Annotated in this window: 29 protein-coding genes and 2 pseudogenes; 20 read left to right on the forward strand and 11 right to left on the reverse strand. The window is 59.4% G+C overall.

The genetic code is table 11. From position 1 onward, the window contains the following. Nucleotides 1-193: 193 nt before the first annotated feature. Nucleotides 194-1129, reverse strand: a complete 936-nt coding sequence (locus tag RHM58_RS22575; protein WP_322268245.1) for a sensor domain-containing diguanylate cyclase — start codon at nt 1127-1129, stop codon at nt 194-196. A gap of 369 nt (nt 1130-1498) precedes the next feature. On the opposite strand from RHM58_RS22575, the gene RHM58_RS22580 reads away from it, so the two are divergent. The 4 genes from RHM58_RS22580 (at nt 1499) to RHM58_RS22595 (ending at nt 3973) form a co-directional block, all read left to right on the forward strand. After that, nucleotides 1499-2197 carry an AzlC family ABC transporter permease gene (locus RHM58_RS22580; RefSeq protein ID WP_201202932.1) on the forward strand — a complete coding sequence of 233 codons (699 nt, stop codon included), beginning with the start codon at nt 1499-1501 and terminating at the stop codon, nt 2195-2197. Continuing rightward, nucleotides 2197-2508 (forward strand): AzlD domain-containing protein, encoded by a 312-nt coding sequence (locus RHM58_RS22585; protein ID WP_322270883.1) that lies wholly within the window; start codon nt 2197-2199, stop codon nt 2506-2508. The genes RHM58_RS22580 and RHM58_RS22585 overlap by 1 nt, the downstream gene beginning before the upstream one ends. A 66-nt stretch (nt 2509-2574) precedes the next feature. After that, nucleotides 2575-2733 carry a hypothetical protein gene (locus RHM58_RS22590; protein WP_201257488.1) on the forward strand — a complete coding sequence of 53 codons (159 nt, stop codon included), beginning with the start codon at nt 2575-2577 and terminating at the stop codon, nt 2731-2733. A gap of 268 nt (nt 2734-3001) precedes the next feature. After that, nucleotides 3002-3973, forward strand: a complete 972-nt coding sequence (locus RHM58_RS22595; RefSeq protein WP_322268246.1) for an IS110 family transposase — start codon at nt 3002-3004, stop codon at nt 3971-3973. 84 nt (nt 3974-4057) lie between these two features. Here RHM58_RS22595 and RHM58_RS22600 read toward each other — a convergent pair whose 3' ends face one another. The 5 genes and pseudogenes from RHM58_RS22600 to RHM58_RS22620 all read right to left on the reverse strand — a co-directional run bounded on the left by RHM58_RS22600 (nt 4058) and on the right by RHM58_RS22620 (nt 7675). Then, the gene (locus RHM58_RS22600) at nt 4058-4285 is read right to left on the reverse strand and encodes a hypothetical protein (protein WP_201257487.1); all 228 of its coding nucleotides are present in this window, start codon (nt 4283-4285) and stop codon (nt 4058-4060) included. Nucleotides 4286-4470: 185 nt separating this feature from the next. Further along, a complete protein-coding gene (locus RHM58_RS22605; RefSeq protein ID WP_201257486.1) occupies nt 4471-4743 on the reverse strand; it encodes a hypothetical protein in 273 nt (90 codons plus the stop codon). Between the two features lie 278 nt (nt 4744-5021). Further along, nucleotides 5022-5734, reverse strand: a pseudogene (locus RHM58_RS22610) (ABC transporter ATP-binding protein). A 3-nt stretch (nt 5735-5737) separates the two neighbouring features. Next, on the reverse strand, nt 5738-6574 hold the full coding sequence (locus tag RHM58_RS22615; protein WP_201257484.1) for an ABC transporter permease: 837 nt from the start codon (nt 6572-6574) through the stop codon (nt 5738-5740). A gap of 114 nt (nt 6575-6688) precedes the next feature. Next, on the reverse strand, nt 6689-7675 hold the full coding sequence (locus RHM58_RS22620; protein WP_322268247.1) for an aliphatic sulfonate ABC transporter substrate-binding protein: 987 nt from the start codon (nt 7673-7675) through the stop codon (nt 6689-6691). Nucleotides 7676-7968: 293 nt separating this feature from the next. On the opposite strand from RHM58_RS22620, the gene RHM58_RS22625 reads away from it, so the two are divergent. Then, nucleotides 7969-8916, forward strand: a complete 948-nt coding sequence (locus RHM58_RS22625) for an ABC transporter substrate-binding protein (protein ID WP_322268248.1) — start codon at nt 7969-7971, stop codon at nt 8914-8916. On the opposite strand, the gene RHM58_RS22630 is transcribed toward RHM58_RS22625, so the two are convergent. After that, nucleotides 8890-9792, reverse strand: coding sequence for a LysR family transcriptional regulator (locus tag RHM58_RS22630; RefSeq protein WP_322268249.1), 903 nt, complete (start codon nt 9790-9792; stop codon nt 8890-8892). The two genes, RHM58_RS22625 and RHM58_RS22630, sit on opposite strands and share 27 nt — an antisense overlap. Nucleotides 9793-9923: 131 nt before the next feature. Between RHM58_RS22630 and RHM58_RS22635 the strand changes: the two genes are divergently transcribed. The 5 genes from RHM58_RS22635 (at nt 9924) to RHM58_RS22655 (ending at nt 14302) form a co-directional block, all read left to right on the forward strand. Continuing rightward, complete coding sequence (locus RHM58_RS22635) at nt 9924-11216, forward strand: CitMHS family transporter (protein WP_322268250.1); 1293 nt, start codon at nt 9924-9926, stop codon at nt 11214-11216. Beyond that, nucleotides 11217-12581, forward strand: coding sequence for an acyclic terpene utilization AtuA family protein (locus tag RHM58_RS22640; RefSeq protein WP_322268251.1), 1365 nt, complete (start codon nt 11217-11219; stop codon nt 12579-12581). It abuts the gene before it with no gap. Beyond that, entirely contained in the window at nt 12578-12895 is a 318-nt protein-coding gene (locus RHM58_RS22645; protein ID WP_201257478.1) for a hypothetical protein, read from the forward strand. The genes RHM58_RS22640 and RHM58_RS22645 overlap by 4 nt, the downstream gene beginning before the upstream one ends. 148 nt (nt 12896-13043) lie before the next feature. After that, nucleotides 13044-13943 (forward strand): polysaccharide deacetylase family protein, encoded by a 900-nt coding sequence (locus RHM58_RS22650; RefSeq protein WP_201257477.1) that lies wholly within the window; start codon nt 13044-13046, stop codon nt 13941-13943. Nucleotides 13944-14059: 116 nt separating this feature from the next. Continuing rightward, on the forward strand, nt 14060-14302 hold the full coding sequence (locus tag RHM58_RS22655) for a DUF1652 domain-containing protein (RefSeq protein ID WP_201257476.1): 243 nt from the start codon (nt 14060-14062) through the stop codon (nt 14300-14302). A gap of 200 nt (nt 14303-14502) precedes the next feature. Here the strand turns inward: RHM58_RS22655 and RHM58_RS22660 are convergent, their stop codons facing one another. Beyond that, nucleotides 14503-15387 (reverse strand): LysR family transcriptional regulator, encoded by an 885-nt coding sequence (locus tag RHM58_RS22660; RefSeq protein ID WP_322268252.1) that lies wholly within the window; start codon nt 15385-15387, stop codon nt 14503-14505. Nucleotides 15388-15514: 127 nt separating this feature from the next. On the opposite strand from RHM58_RS22660, the pseudogene RHM58_RS22665 reads away from it, so the two are divergent. From RHM58_RS22665 to RHM58_RS22700, 8 genes and pseudogenes are all read left to right on the forward strand, one after another. Next, nucleotides 15515-16662, forward strand: a pseudogene (locus RHM58_RS22665) (muconate cycloisomerase family protein). A gap of 10 nt (nt 16663-16672) precedes the next feature. Next, entirely contained in the window at nt 16673-16963 is a 291-nt protein-coding gene (gene catC, locus RHM58_RS22670; RefSeq protein ID WP_322268253.1) for a muconolactone Delta-isomerase, read from the forward strand. A gap of 51 nt (nt 16964-17014) precedes the next feature. Continuing rightward, nucleotides 17015-17944, forward strand: coding sequence for a catechol 1,2-dioxygenase (gene catA / locus RHM58_RS22675; RefSeq protein WP_322268254.1), 930 nt, complete (start codon nt 17015-17017; stop codon nt 17942-17944). A 148-nt stretch (nt 17945-18092) separates the two neighbouring features. After that, complete coding sequence (locus RHM58_RS22680) at nt 18093-19052, forward strand: AraC family transcriptional regulator (protein WP_322268255.1); 960 nt, start codon at nt 18093-18095, stop codon at nt 19050-19052. 299 nt (nt 19053-19351) lie between these two features. After that, a complete protein-coding gene (gene benA, locus RHM58_RS22685; RefSeq protein ID WP_322268257.1) occupies nt 19352-20716 on the forward strand; it encodes a benzoate 1,2-dioxygenase large subunit in 1365 nt (454 codons plus the stop codon). Further along, entirely contained in the window at nt 20713-21201 is a 489-nt protein-coding gene (gene benB, locus RHM58_RS22690; RefSeq protein WP_201202789.1) for a benzoate 1,2-dioxygenase small subunit, read from the forward strand. Before benA ends, benB begins: the two co-directional genes overlap by 4 nt. Nucleotides 21202-21211: 10 nt before the next feature. Continuing rightward, nucleotides 21212-22225 (forward strand): benzoate 1,2-dioxygenase electron transfer component BenC, encoded by a 1014-nt coding sequence (gene benC, locus RHM58_RS22695; RefSeq protein ID WP_201256447.1) that lies wholly within the window; start codon nt 21212-21214, stop codon nt 22223-22225. 47 nt (nt 22226-22272) lie between these two features. Further along, complete coding sequence (locus tag RHM58_RS22700; RefSeq protein ID WP_322268258.1) at nt 22273-23046, forward strand: 1,6-dihydroxycyclohexa-2,4-diene-1-carboxylate dehydrogenase; 774 nt, start codon at nt 22273-22275, stop codon at nt 23044-23046. Between the two features lie 63 nt (nt 23047-23109). Here RHM58_RS22700 and RHM58_RS22705 read toward each other — a convergent pair whose 3' ends face one another. Continuing rightward, nucleotides 23110-23472 (reverse strand): NUDIX hydrolase, encoded by a 363-nt coding sequence (locus RHM58_RS22705; protein ID WP_201256449.1) that lies wholly within the window; start codon nt 23470-23472, stop codon nt 23110-23112. A gap of 220 nt (nt 23473-23692) precedes the next feature. On the opposite strand from RHM58_RS22705, the gene RHM58_RS22710 reads away from it, so the two are divergent. Beyond that, nucleotides 23693-23884: an SPOR domain-containing protein gene (locus tag RHM58_RS22710; protein WP_201256450.1), complete on the forward strand. Its 192-nt coding sequence runs from the start codon at nt 23693-23695 to the stop codon at nt 23882-23884. Between the two features lie 54 nt (nt 23885-23938). Here RHM58_RS22710 and osmE read toward each other — a convergent pair whose 3' ends face one another. Together osmE and RHM58_RS22720 are read right to left on the reverse strand one after the other, a co-directional pair. Continuing rightward, a complete protein-coding gene (osmE, locus tag RHM58_RS22715; protein WP_322268259.1) occupies nt 23939-24295 on the reverse strand; it encodes an osmotically-inducible lipoprotein OsmE in 357 nt (118 codons plus the stop codon). Between the two features lie 13 nt (nt 24296-24308). Further along, nucleotides 24309-24548, reverse strand: coding sequence for a hypothetical protein (locus RHM58_RS22720; RefSeq protein ID WP_322268260.1), 240 nt, complete (start codon nt 24546-24548; stop codon nt 24309-24311). A 165-nt stretch (nt 24549-24713) separates the two neighbouring features. On the opposite strand from RHM58_RS22720, the gene RHM58_RS22725 reads away from it, so the two are divergent. Beyond that, nucleotides 24714-25049, forward strand: coding sequence for a hypothetical protein (locus tag RHM58_RS22725; protein WP_201256453.1), 336 nt, complete (start codon nt 24714-24716; stop codon nt 25047-25049). The last annotated feature ends 238 nt before the right edge of the window (nt 25050-25287 follow it).

Here is a 25287-nt window from a genome sequence, read left to right on the forward strand (position 1 = left end):
TCTGACGGGACAGCGCGCCCCGGTCACATGAGCGACTGTTTCTTCGATTTGAGGGTGTTCGCAACGCAACCTTGCGCCTTGGCAATCAAGCCAATGACGACGGTGTTGAGGTTGAAGGTTGCGGACATGTTGCTGACACCCTGAATGAGGCGCTCAGTTTTAAAAGGCGCCGATGTGTTTGTCAACCGCGCTTTTAATCACGGAAATCGCCGAACTCGGCGCGCATCCGCCCATTGTGCTTGGCCCGGTAAAGCAATTTGTCGACCTGTTCGACGAAGTTCACTGCGCTATCGCCCAGGTGTACGACGGTGGTGCCAACGCCCAGACTCAGGGTCACCAGCGCTGAAACCGTCGAAAACTCATGGGGAATTTGCTGCTGGCGAATCAAGTGCAGGCATTTGCGCGCCACCAGCCTGGCGGACTCGGCATCGGATTCCGGCAGCAGCCAGACGAACTCTTCGCCGCCGATCCGAGCGATGAAATCCCGTGGCCGGTTAGCGGCCCGGGACAAGGTTTGCGCCACGCGCCGCAGGCATTCGTCACCCTGAATGTGGCCGTAGTGATCGTTGTACTGCTTGAAGTAGTCGATATCCAGAATCAGCAACGACAGTGGCAATCCGGTGCGCTGGGCATTGCTCCATTCGCGTTCCAGCACGGTGTCGAACATGCGCCGGTTGGCGATGCCGGTGAGGCCGTCCTGGAACGAATATTCTTCGAGCTGCTTCTGCAGGCGAATCAGGTGTTCTTCGGTTTTCTTGCGCTCGCTGATATCGAACATGAAGCCCACCAGCGCCTCCACTTCACCGTCCTTGCGCACCACGTGCACCACATCGCGAATCCACACGTAGTCGCCGTTTTCGGTCAACGCACGATAGTCGGCCTCATGATCGACGCCGGCCCGGGATTGCGACACGCAGAAGTCCACGACGTAGTCGCGGTCATCCGGGTGCATGCGCTCGACCCAGTCATTGACCGAGGTCCAACTGTCCTGCTTCCAGCCGAGCAAGCTTTCGATTTGCGGGCCGATGTAGCTGAACGTCATGGTTTTCCAGTCGATCCGCCAAGGAATCGCCTTGGTCGACTCAAGCAGGGTTTTGTAGACATCGCTGTCGTTGTCGACGGAACTCATAAAGGGCCGGCCTCAAGGAGAAATGCAGCGCCATCATGTTGATACTGCCGTGGCGAAGCAAGCCGGCAGCCGATGAAAGGCAGCGCAACGTGAGTAATGCCGATCAGTTAAGTCTGGCACCGAACCTGTGGCGAGGGAGCTTGCTCCCGCTGGGCTGCGAAGCGGCCCCTGCTTATCCCTAAAAGCAGGGGACTGCTACGCAGTCCAACGGGAGCAAGCTCCCTCGCCACAGATAACTCATCGCCAATTCCATCTCTTAACTGACTGGCAGTTGGCAACGTGCATTCCTTGAAAGTGCGCAAGATTGTTCAAGCCTTCGACGCCGTCTGCTGGCACAGTCGTTGGTCCTTCCACGGGTTGTAGAGCGTTATGTCAAATTCACTCATGCCGCGCAGTGCCTTTCTGCGGGGTGCGGCGGCGATCATGCCGCTGTCCCTGGCCACCGCGCCCTGGGGGCTGTTGGCCGGTTCCATGGCCATCGAGGCCAACCTGACGCCCCTGCAAGGTCAAGGTTTGTCGAGCATCGTGTTTGCCGGTGCCGCGCAACTGGTGGCGATCGGCATGCTCAAGGGCGGGGCCGGGGTCTTTTCAATCCTGCTGACCACGCTGCTGCTGACCTCCCAGCATTTGCTGTACGGGATGAGCATGCGTTCGGTGATTTCACCGTTGCCGGGTCGCTGGCGGGTGGGGTTGGGCTTTTTGCTCACCGACGAGTTGTTCGCCCTGACCAGTCAACACGACAAACAGCAGTTCAACCGCTGGTACGCCTTGGGCGTGGGGCTGACGTTCTACATCGCCTGGAACCTCTTCACCCTGGCCGGCATCGTGCTCGGCAGCAGCATTCCGGGCCTGGAACATCTGGGGCTGGATTTCTCCATCGCGGCGACCTTTATCGCCCTGATTACACCCGTGGTGCGTAACGTGCCGACGGTGGTCTGTGTGGCGGTGTCGCTGTTCTGTTCGGTGCTGTTCAGCTACTGGCAATGGGGCTCGGCCCTGGTGTTGTCAGGGTTGGCGGGCATGACCGCCGGGTTTATCTGCAACAAGTTTTCCCGGGAGCGCACATGATCGTCTGGGCAGTGATTATCGGCATGGGTGTTTTGGTGTTTCTGAACCGCTACGTGTTTCTTGAGCCCCGATTGCCGGTGCGGTTGAGCAGCAATGCGCGGCAGTTTCTCGGTTTTGCGGTGCCGGGCATGCTCACGGCCATCTGCGGGCCGATTGTGTTTATGCCGGACAAACAACTGAACCTGCACTGGGACAACCCTTATCTGCTCAGCTCGCTGGTGGCCGTAGGATTGGTGCTTTACACCCGTAATACGCTGCTCAGCATGCTGTTGAGCATGGGGTTCTTCTTTTTGCTGCGCTGGTGGCTTTGAGCCGGGCGGGTGAATCTGTTCTACGCTTAAAGCTGGTAGTTGATCGCTTCAGGAAGAGAGGTGGACATGGCAACTGAACCCAAGCAGCCGGACCTGGATGAAGACACGGATGAACCGAGTGAAGAAGAAATTGAGCGCCAGAGACGCTCGATGCCGGACTGGAAGCATCCTGACGATGGTAAAGAGCTGTCAGATCTCGACGTAGAAATTCCGCTTAAACCTTAAAGTCAAAAGATCGCAGCCTTCGGCAGCTCCTTGTATCTCGACTATCGCTCCGTCAGGAGCGATAGTTCTCGACTGATCATCGAGGGAGGGACCTGGAAGCCGTGCAGCTCCTTAGGCTTTTTGCCTGTGACGTAGATCGTGCTCCAACCCTCCGCACTCACTCGTATAGTTCGAACGGTATCTTGGGCCCGCCTCTGGCTAGAGCCCGCATTCGCAAGGTCGGACAGAGTGCAGTGATGATCGCAATTGATCTGATTGGGAGAGTGTTATGTCCAGTTTCGTCGGCGTCGATGTCGCTAAAAACACCTTTGATATCGCTACACATCTGCCAAATGGCAAGCATAAAACCAAGGCCAAACTGGCTAACAATTCCAAGGGTTTCAAAGAGTTTGAAGCCTGGTTGCAGAAGCAGGCCGAGCCTTCGACCCTGATCGTGATGGAAGCGACCAGTGTCTATCATCTGGAGCTCGCCGAGTTCGTCTACAACAAGGGTTATCGGGTCTGCGTGGTGAATCCGGCCACGACTCACGCGTATGCGGGCAGCGAGTTACGTCGGATCAAAACCGACAAGAGTGATGCCAAGCTGATCGCCGACTTCGCCAAAGAAAAAAATGAAAAGCTCAAGCTTTGGGCTCCGGAACCGCTGAAGTTCCGCCAACTGAAGGCCATGGTTCGTCGCCTGGATGACCTTCAAGAGATGGAGCAAATGGAGCGTAATCGTCTGGACGTGTCCGACGAAAAGGTCAAAGAGTCGATCAACTCGGTGATTGGCCACATCGAAAAAGAAATCGTTGAAACCCACAAGGCGATCAAAAAACATATCGATGACGACCCCGACATGCGCCAGATGCGCGACTTGGTCGTGACCATCGACGGCATTGGCGAGAAAACGCTTGAGCGGTTGCTGGCTGAGCTGGGCGACCTGCGCAAGTACGACGATCCTCGAAAACTTGTCGCGGCTGCTGGCCTGAATCCAGAACTCCAGGAATCAGGGCTCCTCAAGGGCCGCAGCCCGATCTCGAAAATCGGCTCAGCGCGCTTGCGCGCAGGCCTATACATGCCGGGCTTGGTCGCGTTGCAACACAACAAAGCAATAATCGCCATGAAAGATCGCCTGAAGGCCAACGGCAAGGCCCCCAAGCAGATCATCTGTGCTGCCATGCGCAAGCTGCTGCATTACGTTTACGCAGTGCTCAAATCGGGCCAGCCATATGACCCTGAATTTGCGCTTGCTCGGTGAGATTCAAGACGGTATCTACAGGGGATTGTGTTCCTATGTAGGAGCTGCCGAAGGCTGCGATCTTTTAGCAGGCATCAAGCAGAATCAAATAGCTTCATTCCAGCGTATTTGCGTAATACCCAATTGCAACGCTTTGTCCCGCGCAGTTTCGAGGCTGGCGCATGGGGCAATCTTGTGACCGGTTTGGGGATAAGCATGGGCGGAGGCCGAACGAATCGCCTCGACATCGGAAAACCCCGCCGCCAGTTTGAAAAAGTGCTGTCGCACACCGTCGAGCAAATAGTGCACGGCATAAGGAATAAGTTCGCTCATGTATTCCTCCTGAAGCCATCAAGACTTAGGCCCGTCGTCAAATAGGAAATTCAGAGAGATCTGCGGTATTGCCCTCATGCAGAAAGGGTTCGCCTGAAAAAAGAGGCCGCTGCGCCTTTTTATTGAGAGTGTTTCTGTTCAGGGTTCGTTCAGTACTTATGCTGTATTAGCCCGCAAGCATTGCCCTAAACGTCTTCCAACTGAGGGAAGTCGGGATGAGCGGCTCGGTAACCGAGTGTTTTATCGATCCAGGCATTGAGTTCATTCACCATCACCGGCGGCTTGCCCGGATAGCTTTGCAAGGTTGAGCGCAAAGTGCTGTTGATGTCAGCGACTGAGCGCAGGTTTCGAGTCTTTATGTAATGGCCGATAAAGCCGTCGAGTTGCAAGTGTTCTGTCATCGAAAGATAGACACACTCCAGCCCACCGACTTGATGGATTGCAAAATCGTCGCGCACTTATTTCTCTGCAAGGTATGTAAAAGTTGTAGGGATTTATTCGGGTTGTTGACTCTTTGGTCAACTGGGAGGCGTTTATGGAAATACGGCGCGCATGCTATCTGCAGTCATTCTAAATGTATGTATGACGGTTGAAATGTCAGACCAGCGGTTGATGCGTCAAATGGCCACGCTTATATAAGTGTCTCTTTACTGAAACACTCGATGTAACGTTTAAATTTTTAATTTGTATAGACAAGTTCATCAGGCGTCGGCTGAAGATTTCAGCCTTATCTGCGTCAGATGACATGAGCCCGCTGCAACTCAGTCAATGACAACGCCTTGAGTCGTGCGAGCAATGGATCGCGGCGATCACGGGGATGGGCCAGGTCTACCGCCAATTCCTGGCGAATGCTGCTGGGTCGATTGTCCATCACCAGCACCCGATCACTCAGGTACAGCGCTTCATCGACATCATGGGTCACCAGCAGCAGTGCGATGGCGTGGCGCTCGGCCAGTTGCAGCAGCAGGTCCTGGAGTTTCATCCGGGTGAAGGCGTCCACTGCGCTGAACGGTTCGTCCAACAACAGCACCTGCGGGCGCGAATACAAGCCGCGCGCAATCGCCACCCGTTGCGCCATGCCGCCGGACAAGGCCTTGGGCAATGCCTGGGCGAAACCGCCGAGGCCGACTTCCTCGATCAATTGCGCAACCCAGGCCTTGTCGTACTGGTTGTCGGCGCTGAAACCGATGTTTTGTTCCACCGTCAGCCACGGCATCAGCCGCGGTTCCTGAAACACGAATGCGACTTCGCCGGCGTTGTTGTGCAGTTCGCCCTGAAAGTCCTTTTCCAGCCCGGCAACGATCCGCAGCAAGGTACTTTTGCCGCAACCGCTGGGGCCCAGCAAACTGACGGCTTCCCGGGGTTCAATTGCAGATGAATGTTGTTGAGCACGGTGGTAGCGGCGAAGGTTTTGCGCTCCACGCGAATGTCCAGCAGGTGTTCGGTCATGGCTCAATCCTCTGCGCTTTGGCCGTTGAAGGTGTCGCGCCAGGCCAGGAAGCGTTTCTCCAGGCCGGCGAGGATGCCGTCGCTGAGTTTGCCCAGTACCGCCAGCACGATGATGGCGGCCAGGACGATGTCCGGACGTGAGGTTTCGCGACCATCACTGAGCAGATAGCCCAAGCCTTTGGTCGCGGCGATCAGTTCGGCGGCCACCAGAAACATCCAGGCCAGGCTCATGCCGCTGCGCAGTCCGGTGAACAGGCCGGGCAGGGCGGCGGGCAACAGAATCCGCCGCACCAGCCGGGCCCGACTGAAACCATACATCTGCCCGACTTCCACCAGTTTGCGGTCGATGTCGCGGATCGCCGCGACGCCGTTGAGGTACACCGGGAAGAAGGCGCCGATGGCGATCAGGACGATTTTCGAGGTCTCGTCGATGCCCAGCCATAGCAGCAACAGCGGCACCCAGGCCAGGCTCGGAATCGAGCGCAGACCGGCGAAGGTCGGCTCCAGATACGCTTCGGCTTCGCGGCTCAAACCGACCCACGCGGCAAACACCAAGGCCAGGCTGGCACCGATGGCGAACCCCAGTAGCACCCGCAACAGACTGGCGCTGATGTGTTTCCATAGCGCGCCTTCAGCCAGATCACTCAGGGTCAGGGCCACGTCGCTGGGGGCGGGCATTTGGTAGGACGGCAGCCAGCCGATGCGTACGACGAATTCCAGCACCAGGATGATCAGCACCGGCAGGGCGAGGCCTTTTAGGCGCAGTTTCCAGGCGTTGTTCAGGCGACGCGGTGCGGGCAATGTTAGAGGGGCGGGCAGGGTTTTACTTTTGCTGGTCATGGGGTTCTCCAGACAAAGATCGCATCCCTGTAGGAGCGAGGCTTGCCCGCGAAGGGGCCTTTGAAAACGCCAAAAGCTTCGCGGGCAAGCCTCGCTCCTACAGGGGCTGTGCTTTTATTGGCGGGCCACGGTTTCTTTGAAGCCGGTGTCGATCAGTTGATCAATGACCTGGTCGACATTCACCCCACGGCGAACCAGTTCTTCGGACACCAGAATCGGCGCCGCGGCCTTGGAGGCAAGCACATCCTTGGCGGTCAATTGCGGGCTGCTCAGGTCGGTTCGCGACAGTTGCAGTTTGGCCACTTCCAGCGGCAGGCCGGATTCGCTGGCGAGCAGTTTCGCCAGTTCTTCCGGGTTTTTATCCGCCCATTCCCGCGCCTGTTCATAGGCGTTGAGCACGGTTTCAATGGTTTTCGGGTGTTCCTTGGCGTAGCTATCAGTGACGCTGACCACGCCGTAACTGTTGAAGTTGGTGTTGCGATAGAGCAACCGGGAACCGGCCTGGACCTGGCTGGCGGCCATGTGCGGGTCAAGCCCGGCCCAAGCGTCGACGTCACCTTTTTCCAGCGCGGTGCGACCGTCCGGATGTTGCAAATGCACCAGCTCCACATCGTCCTTGCTCAAGCCTGCCTGTTGCAGGCTACGCAACGTAAACAGATACGGATCGGTGCCTTTAGTGGCGGCGATTTTCTTGCCTTTCAGATCGGCCACGGTCTTGTAGGGCGAATCCTTGCGCACCACCAACGCGGTCCATTCGGCGCGGCTGTAAACGTACACCGACTTGATCGGGCTACCGTTGGCCCGGCTCAACACGGCCGCGAGGCTGGCGGAGGAGGCGAAGTCAACGCCGCCACTGTTCAGGTATTCCAGAGAGCGGTTGCTGCCTTGGCTCAGCACCCAGCCGACTTTGGTCTGGGGCAGGGCTTTTTCCAGGAAGCCGAAGTGCTTGAGCACCAGGCTGACTGGCGAGTAATAGGCGTAATCCAGATGCACTTCGGCCGGGGTTGTTTCGGCGGCCTGGACCATGGGTTGCATACTTAAGGCGATGGCGACGGCGCTGATCAGGTGCCTGGCTTTGGGGAAACGGAAGAGGGAACTCATGGGAGCAACTCCGGCAAGGCAACGGGATTCTTATGTCCTGATTATTGGTTTGTATAAATGCGTCCTGCATAAAAGGAATATTGCAGGCTCTGTGCCATGTGTTGGATTTCACGGTTTTCGGGGCTTTACGGGGTTTTTTAGGGGTATTCGATGTGCATAGTGAAACAGTCTGTTGCGCCGCTGTTGCTGGGCAAACACTGACCGTTACTGGTCATGAGCTTATGCATAAATCGAATTTAAAAAGCTTGTAATAAGAGCGTTATGGTCTATCGGAATAACCCCCGGAGCCTCCGATGAACCTGTCCCGATTCCTGTGCAGCCTGCTGACCAGCGCACTGTTTACCGCGCCGTTTTCCTACGCCGCTGAACCGGTCGTCCTGCATGTCGGCGACCAGAACTACTACAACGTTCGCGCCTCGGTCGAGGCGTCGGGTGTGTTGGAGGGCGCGCCTTACACCGTCGACTGGAAACACTTCCAGGCCGCCGCGCCGCTGGCAGAAGCGCTGAATACCGGCGCGCTGGACCTGGGCTTTCTCGGTGATTCGGGCTTTCTGTTCCTGGCCGCCAAGCAAGCACCAGTGAAGCTGATTGGCGTGTCACGGCAGAACCCGGACACCATCGCCTTGTTGGTGCCCAAGGATTCGCCGGTCAAAACTATCGCCGACCTCAAGGGCAAGAAGATCGCCTACTGGCCCGGCGCCTGGAGCCAGCAACTGACCTTGCGTGCGCTGGAGCAAGCTGACCTGCCGGAAGACTACGTCGACTTCATCAAACTGATGCCGATCGACGCTGCGGCAGCGTTACCCCAAGGCAGTATCGATGCGTTTCCGGTCTGGGAACCGTACATTTCCCAGCAGATTCTGTTCTCCGGCGCCCGGCCGATTCTCACAGCCAAAAACCTGATGCCCGGCCTCAGCGCGATTGCTGCCTCGACGCCGTCAATCGACAGCAAACGCGAGGCCATCGCCGACTTCCTCGGGCGCCTGAAAAAGGCCCGGGCCTGGGTCGACAACCACACTGACGAATATGCCGATCTCTGGGCAAAGAAGGCCAATCTCGATCAAGACGTTTCCCGCCATTGGTTGCGCCAGGCACACATGACCGTCGGCCCGGTGGATCAGCAAGCGGCGGCAGATTTGCAGAGCACCGCGGACTTCCTGTTCAAGGTCAAGGCACTGCCGGCAGCACTGGCGACGGCGCCGATCATCGACAACTCATTCCAGAAGTCCTTGGCCGAGTAACGCGTCACCCTGCAGCATGTCGATAAAGCGCTGTGCTGCCGGCGCCATGGCCTGGCCCGTGCGGGTGATCAGGCCAATCTGGCGGGTGACGCCGGGATGATCCACCGGCACTTTCACTAGATCATCGCGACCGTCATCGGCTGACTCGGGCAGCAGGCTCACACCCAGACCCTGACGCACCAGCGCCAGCACCGTTGACATGTAATTGGCTTCCAGTCCTGGCGACAACGGCAGTTGCGCGTCGGCGAACAATTGCTCCACAAGCTCCCGCACGCTGCTGTCGCGCCCGGTCAGGATGATCGGTTGCGCCGTCAGTTCGCTCAGTTTGACGGCGCTCCGTCGGGCCAGCGGGTGATTGGCGGGGATGAACAGGCACAGCCGATCCTCCAGCACTGTTTGAAACTCCAGCCCATGGCTCATCCGCGCCCGCACGCCGAGGCCGAAGTCCACCTCGCCATCACGTACCAGCGTGTCGATCCGTTGAGCCACGACGTCCCGCAGCCGTACTTCGACCCCCGGAAACTGCTCGCGAAACTGTTTCAGCAGCGGCGGTAGCGCGCCAGCACACAGCGACGGCAGGGCGGCGATGGTGACCACGCCCCGGCGCAACGACGCCAGATCCCTAGACGCGCTGACGATGTTGTCCAGGTCCAGCAGCAGCTTTTCCATGGGCAACAGCGCGCTTTGTCCTGCGCTGGTGAGCGCAACATGCCGTGGGCTGCGTTCGAGCAGGGCGACGCCGAGCCAGTCTTCCAGTTGTTGAATCTGCACGGTCAGGGCCGAAGGCGAGAGGTTCAGCGCGACTGCTGCCTTGGAAAAGCTGCCGGTTTGCGCCACGACCAGAAAGGCGCGGATGTGCTGGATCGAGTTCTTCATTTTGTTTTTCCGAATGCTGGCAGCCGAACATTTCAATTTACAAAGATTACCTGCAATTCCAATACTCGATGAAAACAACAACAGCGCATTTCATCGCCGCCGCGAGCAGAAATGCCAAACAGGACCTGCCCATGCTTGCCACACTCGGTGTCATCACCATTCTCTGTTTGCTTGTTGCTGTGATGAGCAAACGCCTATCGCCCCTGGTTGCACTGATCGCCTTGCCGATCATTGCTGCGTTGATCGGTGGTTTCGGTCTGCAAACCAGCGCCTTCATCATTACCGGCATCAAGAACGTCGCCCCGGTGGTCGGGATGTTTGTGTTCGCCATTCTGTTCTTCGGCGTGATGACCGACGCCGGCATGCTCGACCCGATCATTGACCGCATCCTGAAGCGAGTCGGCACTCGCCCGACGCGCATCGTTATGGGCACCGCGCTGTTGGCGTTGTTGGTGCATCTGGACGGTTCGGGAGCAGTGACGTTTCTGGTGACCATCCCGGCCATGTTGCCGTTGTACACGCGCCTCGGCATGGACAAACGCATTCTCGCTTGCGTCACGGCCATGGCTGCCGGCGTTAACTTCTTGCCCTGGACCGGCCCGGTGCTGCGTTCCTCGGCGGCATTGCATGTGCCAGTGGCCGACCTGTTTCAGCCGTTGATCCCGGTGCAGATCGTCGGCCTGGTGTTCGTCTTCACCTGTGCCTGGTTCCTCGGTCGCCGCGAAGAACGACGTTTGGGCCTGGGCGCCGGGGCGTCGGTAGAGGTGATGCCGCAACGGGTGCTGACCGAGGCCGAAGTTGCCCTGCGCAAGCCACGGCTGTTCTGGCTCAACCTGGTGCTGACGGTGGTGGTGATGGGCATGATGATTGCCGGGGTCGTCGACCCGGTGGTGATGTTCATGATCGGCACAGTGCTCGCCTTGTGCATTAACTACCCCAACGTCGACGCCCAACGCGCGCGCATCGACGCCCATGCGAAAACTGCGCTGACAATGGCCAGTATTCTGCTCGCCGCCGGGGTCTTCACCGGGATCATGCAGGGCAGCGGGATGCTCAAGGCCATGGCCGAGGTTGCGGTGGCGCAGATTCCCGCCGGGCACGGCAAGCTGATTCCGATGGTGGTGGGTTTTATCTCGATGCCCTTGAGCCTGCTGTTCGATCCCGATTCCTTCTATTTCGGCATCATGCCGGTGGTGGCCGAGGTCGGCCGGGCCTTGGGTGTCGATCCGCTGCAAGTGGCCCAGGCGTCGCTGCTGGGCGTGCACACCACTGGGTTCCCGGTCAGCCCGCTGACCCCGGCAACGTTCCTGTTGGTGGGGCTGTGCAAGATCGAACTGGCGGACCACCAGCGCTTCACCATCCCTTTTCTGTTCGCTGCCTCGGTGCTCATGACCCTGACCGCGCTGCTCATTGGAGTCTTCTGAATGAAAACCTTACGCATCGGTTCCGGTGCCGGTTACTCCGGCGACCGCATTGAGCCAGCGATTGAACTGGCCGAGCACGGCGATCTGGATTACCTGGTGTTCGAATGCCTGGCCGAGCGCACCATCGCTCTAGCGCAGCAGGCGCGTCTGCTCGACCCGCAAGCCGGCTTCGACCCGCTGCTGGGCGAGCGCATGCGCCGGGTGCTGCCCTTTGTCGGGCGTGGTGCCGATGGTCAGCGCCGACGCTTGCGGGTGATCACCAACATGGGCGCGGCCAACCCGTTGGCGGCGGCGCGGGAAGTGCGGCGGATCGCCGGGGAATTGGGGTTGCCGGGGCTCAAAGTGATCGCGCTCAGCGGCGACGATGTGCTGGCGACCCTGCTGGATGATCCGTCGCAGACTCTGGATAACGGCAAGACGCTGGCGTCGTTGGGCGAGCGCCTGATTTCGGCCAACGCCTACCTGGGCGTGGACGGCATCATCGACGCATTGCGCGCGGATGCCGACGTGGTAATCACCGGTCGCGTGGCGGACCCGTCACTGTTCCTCGCGCCGCAGATATTCGAATTCGGCTGGGCGACGGACGATTGGACATTGTTGGGACGTGGCACGTTGGTCGGGCATTTGCTCGAATGTGCCGGGCAGATCAGCGGCGGCTATTTTGCAGATCCGGGGTTCAAGGACGTGCCGGATCTGGCGCGCCTGGGTTTCCCACTGGCCGAGGTGGACGCCACGGGGCGCGCAGTGATCAGCAAAGTCGCCGGGTCGGGTGGGCGCATCGATACCGCGACCTGCACCGAACAGATGATCTATGAAGTGCATGACCCGGCGGCTTACCTCACGCCGGATGTCAGCGCCGATTTTTCCGCTGTGTCATTCACCGTTCAAGGGCCGGATCAGGTGCTGGCTGTAGGCGCCGACGGCCGGGAGCGACCGCCATCCCTGAAAGTCTCGGTGGGTTATCTCGATGGCTGGATCGGCGAGGGACAGATCTCCTATGGCGGGCCGGGTGCGTTGGCGCGAGGGCGATTGGCGCGAGAAGTGGTGTTGGAACGCCTGAAACTGACGGGTGTGGCGTTTGAAGAGATCCGCGTCGAGTTGATTGGCGTTGATGCCTTGCACGGTCTTGAGCTGGGGGCGCGGGCGGACAGCGAACCCTGGGAAGTGCGCTTGCGTGTGGCTGCCCGGTGTGCCGATCGCGCCGAAGCGGTGCGCATTGGCAACGAAGTGGAAACCCTCTACACCAACGGCCCTTACGGCGGTGGTGGCGCCAGCAAATCGGTGCGCCAGGTGGTGGCGGTGGCGTCGCTGTTACTGCCGCGCGATGCCGTCACCGTGCAGATTCATTCGGAGGACATGGCATGAGTGGTATCAAGCTGCGTGAGCTGGCCCATTCCCGAACGGGCGACAAGGGCGACACTTCCAACATCTCGGTGATTGCCTTTCGGGCCGAGGACTATCCACGTTTGTGTCAGTGGCTGACGGTGGAACGAGTCACCGCGCATTTCGCCGAGTTGCTGGACCCATCCGGGCCACCGTTGCGACGCTACGAACTGCCCAACGTCCACGCGCTTAACTTTGTCTTGCCCGGCATTCTGCGCGGAGGCGTCACCCGTTCCCTTGCTCTTGACGCCCACGGCAAGGCGCTGGGTGCGGCGTTGCTCGATCTGGAGCTATGAAACACCCAAAATAGCGGCACTTGAACCAAAACTGTGTACCCTAATCCAACCTGAGCCCGCAGCCACCTGCGGGCTCACGGGAGGATCATCGGGCGAGGGGTTTTTGCCATTAACGTGACGACCGCAACGGTCTGGCCCAAGGCAAAACATGACACGACTGTTCAAGGTTCTATCGGCGCTCACCCTGGTTGTCGGGCTGGCGGGCTGCATTGCGGCTCCGATCGAAATGACGCCCCAGACGCAACAGCGCCTGCAAGCGCAGCCGCCGATCCGTTTTCTGCTGACCTTTGACGACGGCCCGAGCGCATCAAGCTTCTGGAACCCGACCGACACGGTGCTCGACAGCCTCGCGCAAAACCCGGTGCAGCCGAACATCAAAGCGGTGTTCTTTGTGCAGACCGGCGCGCCACGGGCCGGCGACAGTGACATCGGTCGCCGGGTCATGCACCGCGAGCATGCCGAGGGGCAAATCCTCGGTTTTCACACCGCCACCCACTTTCACACCAACCATCGCTCGTTGAGCCCTGAAGATCTGGAAAAGTCACTGACCCAGGGCAGTGCCGATATCGCCGCGATCACCGGGGCGCCGCCGACCCTGGTGCGTCCGCCGTTCTGGAATTACGACAAGCGCACCTTCGCCGCGTATCAGCAACATGGCATGCACGTGTTATTGACCGACCTGAGCGCCAACGACGGCAAGATCTGGGGCTTCAACGCCAGCCCCCGGCGACGGGCGAACATGTTGCGTCAGCTCTCGGAAGTCCGGGAACGCATCGCCCAAGGCGAACTGCCTGCGGTCGATGGGGTGATTCCGGTGGTGGTGACTTTCCACGACCTCAATCGCTACACCGCCCGGCACACCCGCGAATACCTGCAAATCCTGCTCGACAGCGCCAGCGCTACCGGGGTGAAAACCGCGCCGAAGCCGTTTTATGACGATCAAGCCCAGTTGCTCCGAGCCGCGATGGCCCGCACGGTCACCGAAAGTTCAGAACCGGTCCGTTTGCCGGGGATCTGGAACTGGTTTTGGGACGGGGATAGCCATTGAGATTGACCAAAGTGAGACGCAGATAACACTTATTGTTGGTATTCGCGAGCGCGGGAAGGAAAGCGGATCTATGCTGTTCAGATTGGATCCGATCAACAGCCATGGAGGCCCCCGTCATGGTTTCAGTCCCAGAGCTTTGCCACATTGTGCAGTCCGGTTTTCGTCCGCTCTCGTGCGACTGCACGGTGAACCGCGACGGGACGCTACGGATCAAGGTCTACGAGCCTTCGACCGGGCGGACCTCTCTGTTGCTTCCCTATGTCTCGCCATCGCGACTGACCACAGTTCGCGACATTGCAAACCTGATTGGCGAACTTCGCACCGAAATGAGTGCAGGACGCCGGGCGTTTGCTGGTTGACGGACTGAGTCCTAAAACTTAGACACTTAACCTGTGGCGAGGGGGCTTGCCCCCGTTGGGCTGTGAAGCGGCCCCCGGCATTCTGTCAGACATACCGCATATGCAGGATTTACGACTGCTTCGCAGCCGAACGGGGGCAAGCCCCCTCGCCACAAGCAAGCCCCCTCGCCACAGGTATTCATTGCACACCCAATCTCATTTCAGTCCCGCGGCAGCAGCTCATCAATCATCTGCAAACAATGATTCAACCCCGGTGACACGTCGCCCACCCGTCGACTGAGAATAATCGGCGAGGTGGCATTGTCTTCCAGCAGCGGCGTGAAGCCGATGTCGTCGCGGTGCAGCAATTGCACCGAGGCCGGCACCAGGGTGACACCGATGCCGGCGCCCACCAGACCGATCGCGGTCTGCAGTTCATTGGTCCATTGCGCCACATGGATGCTCACGCCGTAGGATTCGAATAGCGCGATCACATGATCGGCGTAACTCGGTCGCGGGTTGCCGGGATAGAGCACGAAAGGCTCCTTCGCCAGTTCGCGCAGGCTGATGGGACCTGCCAGCAACGGGTGACCGGCGGGCAGGGCGGCGACTAGCCGATCCTCGGTCAGCACGGTCTGGATGATCGCCGGGTCGTCGATACGGATTCGACCGAAACCGACATCAATCCGCCCAGCCTTGAGCGCCTGCACCTGTTGCAGGGTGGTCATTTCCGACAACCCCAGTTCGAGCTCCAGATGCTCATGGTTGCGCAAGCGGCGGATCAGTTCCGGCAGCACGCCGTAGAGTGTCGACGGCGCGAAACCGATGCCCAGCCAGGTCTGTTCGCCCAGACCGATCCGTCGCGTGTTGTCGCAGACCTTGTTCAGTTGCTCCAGCAGCGCACTGGAGTGCTCATGGAAAAACCGCCCGGCCTCGGTCAGCTTCAGCGGCCGCCCACGTTCAAGCAGTTGCACCCCGAGTTCGTCTTCCAGTTGCTGGATCTGCCGGCTCAGGGGCGGCTGGGCGATGTGCAGCCGTTCGGCGGCGCGGGTGAAGTTGAGGGTTTGAGCCAACACCTGAAAGTAACGCAGGTGACGCAGTTCCATAAGGCCTCCAGACGCTGATCAGTTGAATACCTTTAAGGTATCAAGCCAGACCAATTCTATATTGGCCGCTATTGAAAAGCCGTATGAGAATCCGATTCAGAACTTAAAGAACCTGACGGGTATCGACATGCGTGCAACAGCCATTGAATCGATCGAGACGATCATCGTCGATCTGCCGACCATCCGCCCGCACAAACTGGCGATGCACACCATGCAGAACCAGACCCTGGTGATCATCCGCGTGCGCTGCGCCGATGGCATTGAAGGGATTGGCGAATCCACCACCATCGGTGGCCTGGCGTACGGCAACGAAAGCCCGGACAGCATCAAGACCAACATCGACAAACATTTCGCACCGTTGCTGGTCGGCGAGGACAGCAGCAATGTCAACGCCGCGATGTGGCGCCTGGAGCGGAGCATCCGCGGTAATACGTTCGCCAAGTCAGGCATCGAAACCGCCTTGCTCGACGCCCAAGGCAAGCGCCTCGGCCTACCGGTCAGCGAATTGCTCGGTGGTCGGGTTCGCGATGCGTTGCCGGTGGCCTGGACCCTGGCCAGCGGCGACACCGACAAAGACATCGCCGAAGCCGAGCAGATGCTCGACCTGCGCCGCCACCGGATCTTCAAGCTGAAAATCGGCGCCGGCGAAGTCAATCGCGACCTGGCGCACGTCATCGCGATCAAAAAGCCCTCGGTGATCGCGCCAGTGTGCGGGTCGACGTTAACCAGGCCTGGGACGAATCAGTCGCGCTGCGCGCCTGCCGGATTCTCGGCAGCAACGGCATCGACTTGATCGAGCAACCGATCTCGCGCAACAACCGCGCCGGCATGGTGCGCCTGAATGCCATCAGTCCGGCGCCGATCATGGCTGATGAGTCCATCGAATGCGTGGAAGACGCCTTCAACCTGGCGCGCGAGGGCGCCGCTTCGGTGTTCGCCCTGAAGATCGCCAAGAACGGTGGCCCACGCGCCGTGCTGCGAACCGCTGCAATTGCCGAAGCGGCCGGTATCGGCCTGTACGGCGGCACCATGCTCGAAGGCGGGATCGGCACGCTGGCCTCGGCCCATGCCTTTATTACGTTGCACAAACTGGCCTGGGACACTGAACTGTTCGGCCCGTTGCTGCTGACCGAGGACATTCTCACCGAGCCATTGGCATATCGCGATTTTGAGCTGCACGTACCGAACACACCGGGGCTGGGGCTGACGCTGGATGAGGAACGCCTGGCGTTTTTCCGTCGCGACAAGTCATCGACCGCTATTCAAAACGCCTGAGGAGAGCATCATGCTGTTCCACGTAAAAATGACCGTAAACCTGCCGCTCGACATGAACCCCGAGCGCGCCGCACAGCTCAAGGCCGACGAAAAAGCCCTGGCCCAGCGCCTGCAAGAGCAGGGCAAGTGGCGTCACCTGTGGCGCATCGCCGGGCTTTACGCCAATTACAGCGTGTTCGACGTCGACAGCGTTCAGGAACTGCACGACCTGCTGATGCAATTGCCGCTGTACCCGTACATGGCCATCGAGGTCACCGCGATGTGCCGGCATCCTTCTTCGATTCGTGAGGATGACCGCTGAACCCAGCCTGTTCAGTTCGCTACGATAATAATGACAAGATGAGGAACCACCATGAACGTCAAGATTTCCCACACTGCCAGTGCCCAGAAGTTTCTCGAAGAGGCCAGCGGTCTGCTCAACGAGGCCGGTGATCCGCGGGTCAAGGCGCTGGTTTACCGGATCCTGCGCGATTCGGTGAACATCATCGAAGACCTCGCCGTGACCCCGGAAGAGTTCTGGAAAGCCGTCAATTACCTCAACGTGCTGGGTGCGCGGCAAGAGGCTGGCCTGCTGGTCGCCGGGCTCGGCCTGGAGCATTACCTCGATTTGCTGATGGACGCCGAAGACGAGCAGGCCGGCAAATCCGGCGGCACGCCGCGGACTATCGAAGGCCCGCTGTATGTGGCGGGTGCGCCGCTGTCAAATGGCGAGGCGCGGCTGGATGACGGCGTCGATCCGGGCGTGGTGCTGTTCATGCAGGGCCAGATTCGCAACACTGCGGGTGAACCGTTGGCTGGGGCCGTGGTGGATGTCTGGCACGCCAATACCGGCGGCACTTATTCTTACTTTGATACCGCTCAATCGGAGTTCAACCTGCGTCGGCGCATCGTCACCGATGCCGAGGGTCGCTACCGTTTTCGCAGCATCGTGCCGTCGGGCTACGGCTGCCCGCCGGACGGTCCGACCCAGCAACTGCTGGATCAATTGGGTCGTCATGGTCAGCGGCCGGCGCACATTCACTTCTTCATCTCGGCGCCGGATCATCGCCACCTGACTACCCAGATCAATCTCGATGGCGACAAATATCTGCACGACGATTTTGCCTATGCCACCCGCGATGAGTTGATTGCCCACATCGCCTTCAGCGACGATCCACAACGCGCAGCGGCCCACGGTGTCAGTGGTCGGTTTGCCGAAATCGACTTCGACTTCACGCTACAGTCGTCTGCGCAACCCGAGGAGCAGCAACGCATGGAGCGTGTGCGCGCACTGGAGGACTAAGCGCATAACCCTTGTGGGAGCGAGCCTGCTCGCTCCCACAAGGGTTTTCGGTTAACTGGCTGGCACTACGTCGGCCGACTGACACAGCATTGCGAGTACCGCCCTGGAATGGCCCGACGTAACCCATAACAACAATGAGAGTGAACCGATGATGCAAGCGCAACTGTTGAGTCAGCGCAGCCGAGTGTTCGATCACGCCGACCCCTACGCGGTGTCGGGCTACGTCAATCAGCATGTCGGCAACCATTGCATTCTCATGCCCCGCGCCGGCCGACCGCTGGCCAGCCTCGATCACCGCAAGTTCGCCAGCCTGGACCTGTGCCGCATCAGCTACGGCACCAGCGTGCGGGTAACTTCTGGCGCACTGGAGAGCATTTATCACCTGCAAGTCTTGCTGCGCGGCCACTGCCTATGGCGTGGTCATGGCCAGGAACACTACTTCGAACCTGGTGAATTGCTGCTGATCAATCCCGACGAACCGGTGGACCTGACCTATTCCGACGACTGTGAAAAATTCATCCTGAAAGTCCCCACTCGTTTGCTCGAATCGGTGTGCGACGAGCAACGCTGGCGGTACCCGGGGCAAGGGGTGCGGTTTCTGGAGAACCGTTATCAGCTCAATGAGCTGGAAGGTTTCGTTAACCTGCTGGCGATGATTTGCCAGGAGGCTGAGGCCACGGAGCAGATTCTCAAGGTTCAGGAGCACTACGCGCAGATCATCGTCAGCAAGATGCTCAGCCTGATGAAAACCAATGTCAGCCGCGTTAGCCTCGGTTCACCGTCGGCCACGTTCGACAGCATTGCCGACTACATCGCGCGCCATCTCAAGCAAGACATCGACAGCGAAGAACTGGCCCGTCAGGCGCGGATGAGCGTGCGTTCGCTATATGGCTTGTTCGAACGCAACGCGGGGGCCACGCCGAAAAACTACATCCGGCAAAAGCGCCTCGAACGCATCAACGCCTGCCTGAGTGACCCGACCTGCAACGTGCGCAACGTCACGGAAGTGGCCATGGATTACGGCTTCTTGCACCTGGGACGGTTCTCCGACAGCTACCGCAAACAGTTCGGCGAACTGCCGTCCGACACCCTCAAGCGCCGGCACTAGACTGAGCACCAAATACCTGTGGCGAGGGGGCTTGTCGGATCGCCGCACCGCCCGTTCGGCTGCGCAGCAGTCGTCAATCCAGGCGCCTCGGTGAAACTGTGAGAATGCCGGGGGCCGCTGCGCGACCCAACGGGGCAAGCCCCCTCGCCACAGGTTCAGCGTCGCTCTCAGGTGACAGGTATCAAGCAAGCATTGTCGGCTGCACAAAACGGATAAAGGTCTGCACCCAGCGGATAGTCCGTCCCATTCCTCCGTCCTAGCATGGCCCTGCCTGAATAAAAACAATGGAGGCGGCGGCCATGTCCCTGCGACCCGAATACCTTCACTCCCTGCTTGAAGACGACAAAGACCACGGCATCTACCGCTGCAAACGCGAGATGTTCACCGACCCACGGCTGTTCGACCTGGAGATGCAGCACCTCTTCGAAGGCAACTGGCTGTACCTGGCCCACGAAAGCCAGATCCCCAGGATCAACGATTTCTACACCACCACCATGGGGCGCCAGTCGATCTTTATCGCGCGCAACAAGGACGGTGAACTGAACGCGTTTATCAATGCCTGTAGCCATCGCGGCGCGATGCTCTGCCGGCACAAGACCGGCAACAAAAGCTCCTACACCTGCCCATTCCACGGTTGGACCTTCAACAACTCCGGCAAGCTGCTGAAGGTCAAGGACCCGGCGGCGGCCGGCTACCCGGCGAGCTTCAATTGCGAAGGCTCCCACGACCTGACCAAAGTCGCGCGTTTTGAGTCCTATCGCGGCTTCCTGTTCGGCAGCCTCAAGGCTGATGTGGTGCCGCTGGTGGAGCATTTGGGCGAGTCGGCGAAGATCATCGACATGATTGTCGACCAGTCCGCCGATGGCCTGGAAGTGCTGCGCGGCTCATCCAGCTATATATACGAAGGCAACTGGAAACTCACCGCCGAAAACGGTGCTGACGGCTATCACGTCAGCTCCGTGCACTGGAACTACGCGGCCACCCAAAACCAGCGTAAACAGCGCGAGGCTGGCGATAGCAATCCGACCATGAGTGCCGGCAGTTGGGCCAAGCAGGGCGGTGGTTTCTATTCCTTCGACAAGGGCCACATGCTGCTCTGGACCCGTTGGGCCAACCCCGAAGACCGTCCGTTGTACGAGCGTCGTGATGAACTGGCGCAGGACTTCGGCCAGGCCCGCGCCGACTGGATGATCGAGAATTCGCGCAACCTGTGCCTGTACCCGAACGTGTACCTGATGGACCAGTTCAGCTCGCAGATACGCATCGCCCGGCCGATCTCGGTCAATCGCACGGAAATCACCATCTACTGCATCGCCCCCAAAGGCGAAAGCGACACCGCGCGGTCCAGCCGGATTCGGCAGTACGAGGATTTCTTCAACGTCAGCGGCATGGCGACCCCGGATGATCTGGAGGAGTTTCGTTCCTGCCAGACCGGTTATCAGGGCAGCGTCACGACCTGGAATGACATGTCCCGCGGTGCCGAGCATTGGATCGAAGGCGCCGACGACGCGGCCAAAGAGATCGACCTGCATCCGCTGCTCAGCGGCGTGCGCACCGAAGACGAAGGCTTGTTCGTACTGCAACACAAATATTGGCAGCAGACGATGCTCAAGGCCTTGGCCGCTGAACAGTCCGAGCTGATCGCCGTGGAGGCCGTGCAATGACCATCACCTATGAGGCCGTGCGCGATTTTCTCTACCGTGAGGCCCGCTACCTCGACGACAAACAGTGGGACGAGTGGCTGGAGCTGTACGCCCCGGACGCCACCTTTTGGATGCCGTCCTGGGACGACAACGACGAGCTCACCGAAGACCCGCAGCGGGAAATCTCGCTGATCTGGTACGGCAACCGCACCGGCCTGGAAGACCGCATCTTCCGCATCAAGACCGAGCGTTCCAGTGCGAGCATTCCGGACACCCGCACCTCGCACAACCTGAGCAACATCGAGCTGCTCGAACAAGCCGACGGCCTGTGCAAAGTGCGCTTCAACTGGCACACCCTGAGCTTTCGCTACAAGACCGTCGACAGCTATTTCGGCAGCAGTTTCTACACCTTGGATGTGCGCGGTGAAAACCCGTTGATCAAGGCCAAGAAAGTAGTCCTGAAGAACGATTACGTTCGCCAGGTCATCGATGTTTACCACCTGTGAGGCGGCTGTCATGACTCATTCCATCGCATTCAATTTCGAAGACGGCGTCACCCGTTTCATCGACGCCAACCCCGACGAAACCGTGGCCGATGCCGCGTACCGCCAGGGCATCAATATTCCGCTGGATTGCCGCGATGGCGCGTGCGGCACCTGCAAATGCTTCGCCGAGGCCGGTCGTTACGATTTGGGCGAGGAATACATCGACGACGCCCTCAGCGCCGATGAAGCCAAGCAAGGTTTCGTCCTCACCTGCCAGATGCGCGCCCAGAGCGATTGCGTGGTGCGGGTGCCGGTATCGTCGGATGTCTGTCGCACCCGTCAGGCCAGTTTTGAAGCGACCATCAGTGCCGTGCGCCAGTTGTCCGACAGCACCATCGCGCTGTCGATCAAGGGCGAGGCCCTGAACAAACTGGCGTTCCTGCCGGGGCAGTATGTGAACCTCGGGGTTCCCGGCAGCGCGCAGACCCGCGCCTATTCGTTCAGCTCGTTGCAGCGCGACGGCGAGGTCAGTTTCCTGATCCGCAACGTGCCCGGCGGCTTGATGAGCAGCTTCCTCACCGGCATGGCCAAGGCCGGCGACAACATGACCCTGGCCGGACCGTTGGGCAGTTTCTATTTGCGCGACATCCGCCGTCCGTTGCTGTTGCTTGCCGGCGGCACCGGGCTGGCGCCGTTCACCGCGATGCTGGAAAAAATCGCGGAGCAGGGCAGCGAGCAACCGCTGCATCTGATCTACGGCGTGACCAATGACTTCGACCTGGTGGAAATGGATCGACTCGAAGCGTTCGCTGCACGGATTCCGAACTTCAGTTTCAGCGCCTGCGTGGCCAACCCCGATAGCCGGCATCCGCTCAAGGGTTATGTGACCCAGCACATCGAGCCTCGGCATTTGAACGATGGCGACGTCGATGTCTACCTGTGCGGCCCGCCGCCGATGGTTGAGGCGGTCAGTCAGTTCATTCGCGAACAAGGCATTGCGCCGGTCAATTTCTACTACGAGAAGTTTGCTGCCAGCGCGGCATAAATTTTTCGGCAGCTCCTACGGGAGAGGGTCGTTGTCATGAGGTATGTATGAACAGATTTGATGAAAAAGTCGCGTTGATTACCGGGGCTGCGCAAGGCATTGGTCGGCGCGTCGCCGAGCGCATGGCCGCTGAAGGCGCGAAGTTGATTCTGGTGGATCGCGCGGAGCTGGTATTCGAAGTCCAAAAACAACTGGGGCAGGGCAGTCAGGTACTCGCTCTGACCGCTGATCTTGAGGATTACAGCGAATGCAGCCGGGTGATGCGAGCCGCCGTCGAACGTTTCGGGCGCCTGGATGTGTTGGTCAATAACGTCGGCGGGACGATCTGGGCCAAACCGTTCGAGCACTACGACGCGCAGCAGATCGAAGCCGAAGTTCGCCGCTCGCTGTTCCCGACGCTGTGGTGTTGTCATGCCGCGCTGCCGTTCATGCTTGAGCAAGGGAGTGGTGCCATCGTCAACGTTTCATCCATTGCCACCCGCAGCGTCAATCGCGTGCCTTATGGCGCTGCGAAGGGTGGGGTCAACGCGCTGACCGCCTGCCTGGCATTCGAAACCGCCGGTCGCGGGGTTCGGGTCAACGCGACCGCCCCCGGTGGAACCGAAGCACCGCCGCGACTTATCCCGCGCAACAGCACAGAGCAAAGCGCTGAGGAAAAGGTCTGGTATCAGCAGATCGTCGACCAAACCCTCGACAGCAGTTTGATGAAGCGCTACGGCACGCTAGATGAGCAGGCAAGCGCTATCTTGTTTCTGGCCAGCGACGAGGCCTCTTACATTACCGGCATGATCATGCCGGTGGGCGGCGGCGACCAGGGCTGACACGACTCGTTAAAAACATCACACAAACAGGAGTCATGGTGGTGAGCCACGGCATAGCCCACCTTACAAGCGGCGCTGATACGCTTTGACGATGCGCAGCGTGGCGTCGCTGATTTTCAGGTTGTGAATGGCATCCAGTGGATGCCACATGCAATCGATAATCTCATTCAGCGGCCGGGCCTCATGCAGGTTCACCACCGACGCTTCGTAAACATGGTGCCGGGTGCTGCCGTCTTCCAGTTCCATCAGGTACAACATGCCATCGACCCCGAGCCCGGTTTCTTCCGCCAGCTCTCGCGTGGCCGCGTCCACTTTGGTTTCCCCTGGCTCGACCTTTCCGCCAGGCAAGGTCCAGCGACATCGGGGCTTGCGCACCAGGAGGACATGTCGGTCTTGCTCGCAAATAACGGTGGCGCGTACTTTCATGTGTTACCTGATTGCCGTTTGTCACAAATAAGTCATAAAAATGCAATATTCAGGCCGAGGCCCGTGCGGCGGGAGTTTGAAGGGTTGGAGTGGTCGTGCAAGCCGAAAGTGCAACCGGATGCTGCCATGCCCTCGCGACGTCTGGTCGGCACGTTGGCAAAGGCCGGGTGTAAGGTAGTCGCCTCAATCGTGGGTTTTCACAGCCCATATGGAGGTGACGATGAGCATTGAGATGCTGACCAAGATGCACATGAACGGTTACGACGTACTCAGCGTGAACCACGGCCCTTGGCGGGTATGCACCAAAGATGACCGCCTGGGCGCCTTTGCCAGTCGGGAAGAGGCACTGGCCTTTGCGGCGTCTTTACCGGCGTATAAGGCGCGGTCTAGACGACCGGCGCGTAGCCAGTAGTCAATCGAGTGTGGTTAGCCCCGGTTTTTGCCGGGGCTTTTCATGGATGATCGTTCAGTAGCCTCCACCACTGCTGACAGAGTGGGAGGGCTCCCTGGCTCTCTGTTGGGCATTGCTCCACTCCGCGCAGCTCATGAAGCTGGTGTGGTCGACCTTGCCCGCGCCATCGAAACTGACGTTGTAGAGCTGTTGATGACCGGCCTGAACCAGTTTGTAGTCAAAGCAGGTGCCGGGCTCCACCGTGCGATCAGTGATGGCCAGCGGTTTGCCGCCAATCTGCTGGACTTGATCCTGGCTCATGCCGTTTTCGATCTTGGCGACCAACGGCTGGTTGCGATAGACCTGTGAATCGGAGCCGCAACCGCTCGACGCCGCCAGCACGGCGAGCAGTGCGAACAGAGGCTTGTTCATGGCAGTGGTCCCGTTAGTGAGCTTTCGCTCGACTGATGTGCCGCGCCTTCACTTCATCGGCGTAGCTTTTGAGTCGTTCTTCGTCCCCCTGGAGCACCTCGCGCAGCCTTAGGGCTACTTGGGCATCCACTTCGTTGCCAGCCAGGCGAAACTGTTCCGCCAGGCGCAAAAGTTCTACCGCCGACCAGCGCAGATTCGATTCCACACTTTGTAGGTCGCGCTGAAGTTCCTGCTCGAATTCGTTAAGCCGCATGATGATCTCCTGCAAAATCCCCGCTACGAAAGATTAGTCCCGATTGCGGCGTGGAGTGTGCTGTTTGCAAGGGCATGCGTCGGTTCTGTCGCTTTCGCCAATCGTTCGCTGGATGTCTGAGCGGCTACGCGCTACATTCGCCGTTTTTCAGGGTGAGGAAGCGTCATGCGGATGTTGATAGCGGGGGTAGCGGTGGCTATGTTGGCGGGATGTTCATTGCCTGCGTCCCTGGTGCCAGGCGAGCCCAACGTCAGCAAATACAGCGCCAAGCCGCCCAAAGAGTACCTCGCTTGCGTGCTGCCTTTGTGGCAGGAGCAGATTCCCAAAACGACGCAGATAGGCATTTCCAACGGCTACCGCCTGACCGCGCCGAGCATCATCACGGCGGATGAGATTCTGGATATCGTGAAATCGAAGGATGGCAGCCGGGTGTCGCTGTATCAGGGGCCGCCTTGGGCGAAATCCGCGGCGATGAGAAAAGCGGTGCGTGACTGCCTGTAAGGCCTGAAGCTGTAACGACTTTGAAAAAAGCAGAAGCCGGATTTTCCGGCTTCTGCTTTTTTTAGTCTGTAACGTCAGTTACTGGGATCGTTTGCTCAGTGCCAGCCGCGCTTTTCTTCTCGTTGCGCTCAACCAGCCATTCATCCACTTGTCCGGAGAACTCCGGCGGGGCCTTACGCCCAACACCGTTTGGATTTATCCGCAAGCAGCCAATTGTGAAACAGCTTGGGCGGCTGCC

It is taken from the genome of Pseudomonas sp. 10S4 (genome assembly GCF_034344865.1).
Lineage (GTDB): Bacteria > Pseudomonadota > Gammaproteobacteria > Pseudomonadales > Pseudomonadaceae > Aquipseudomonas.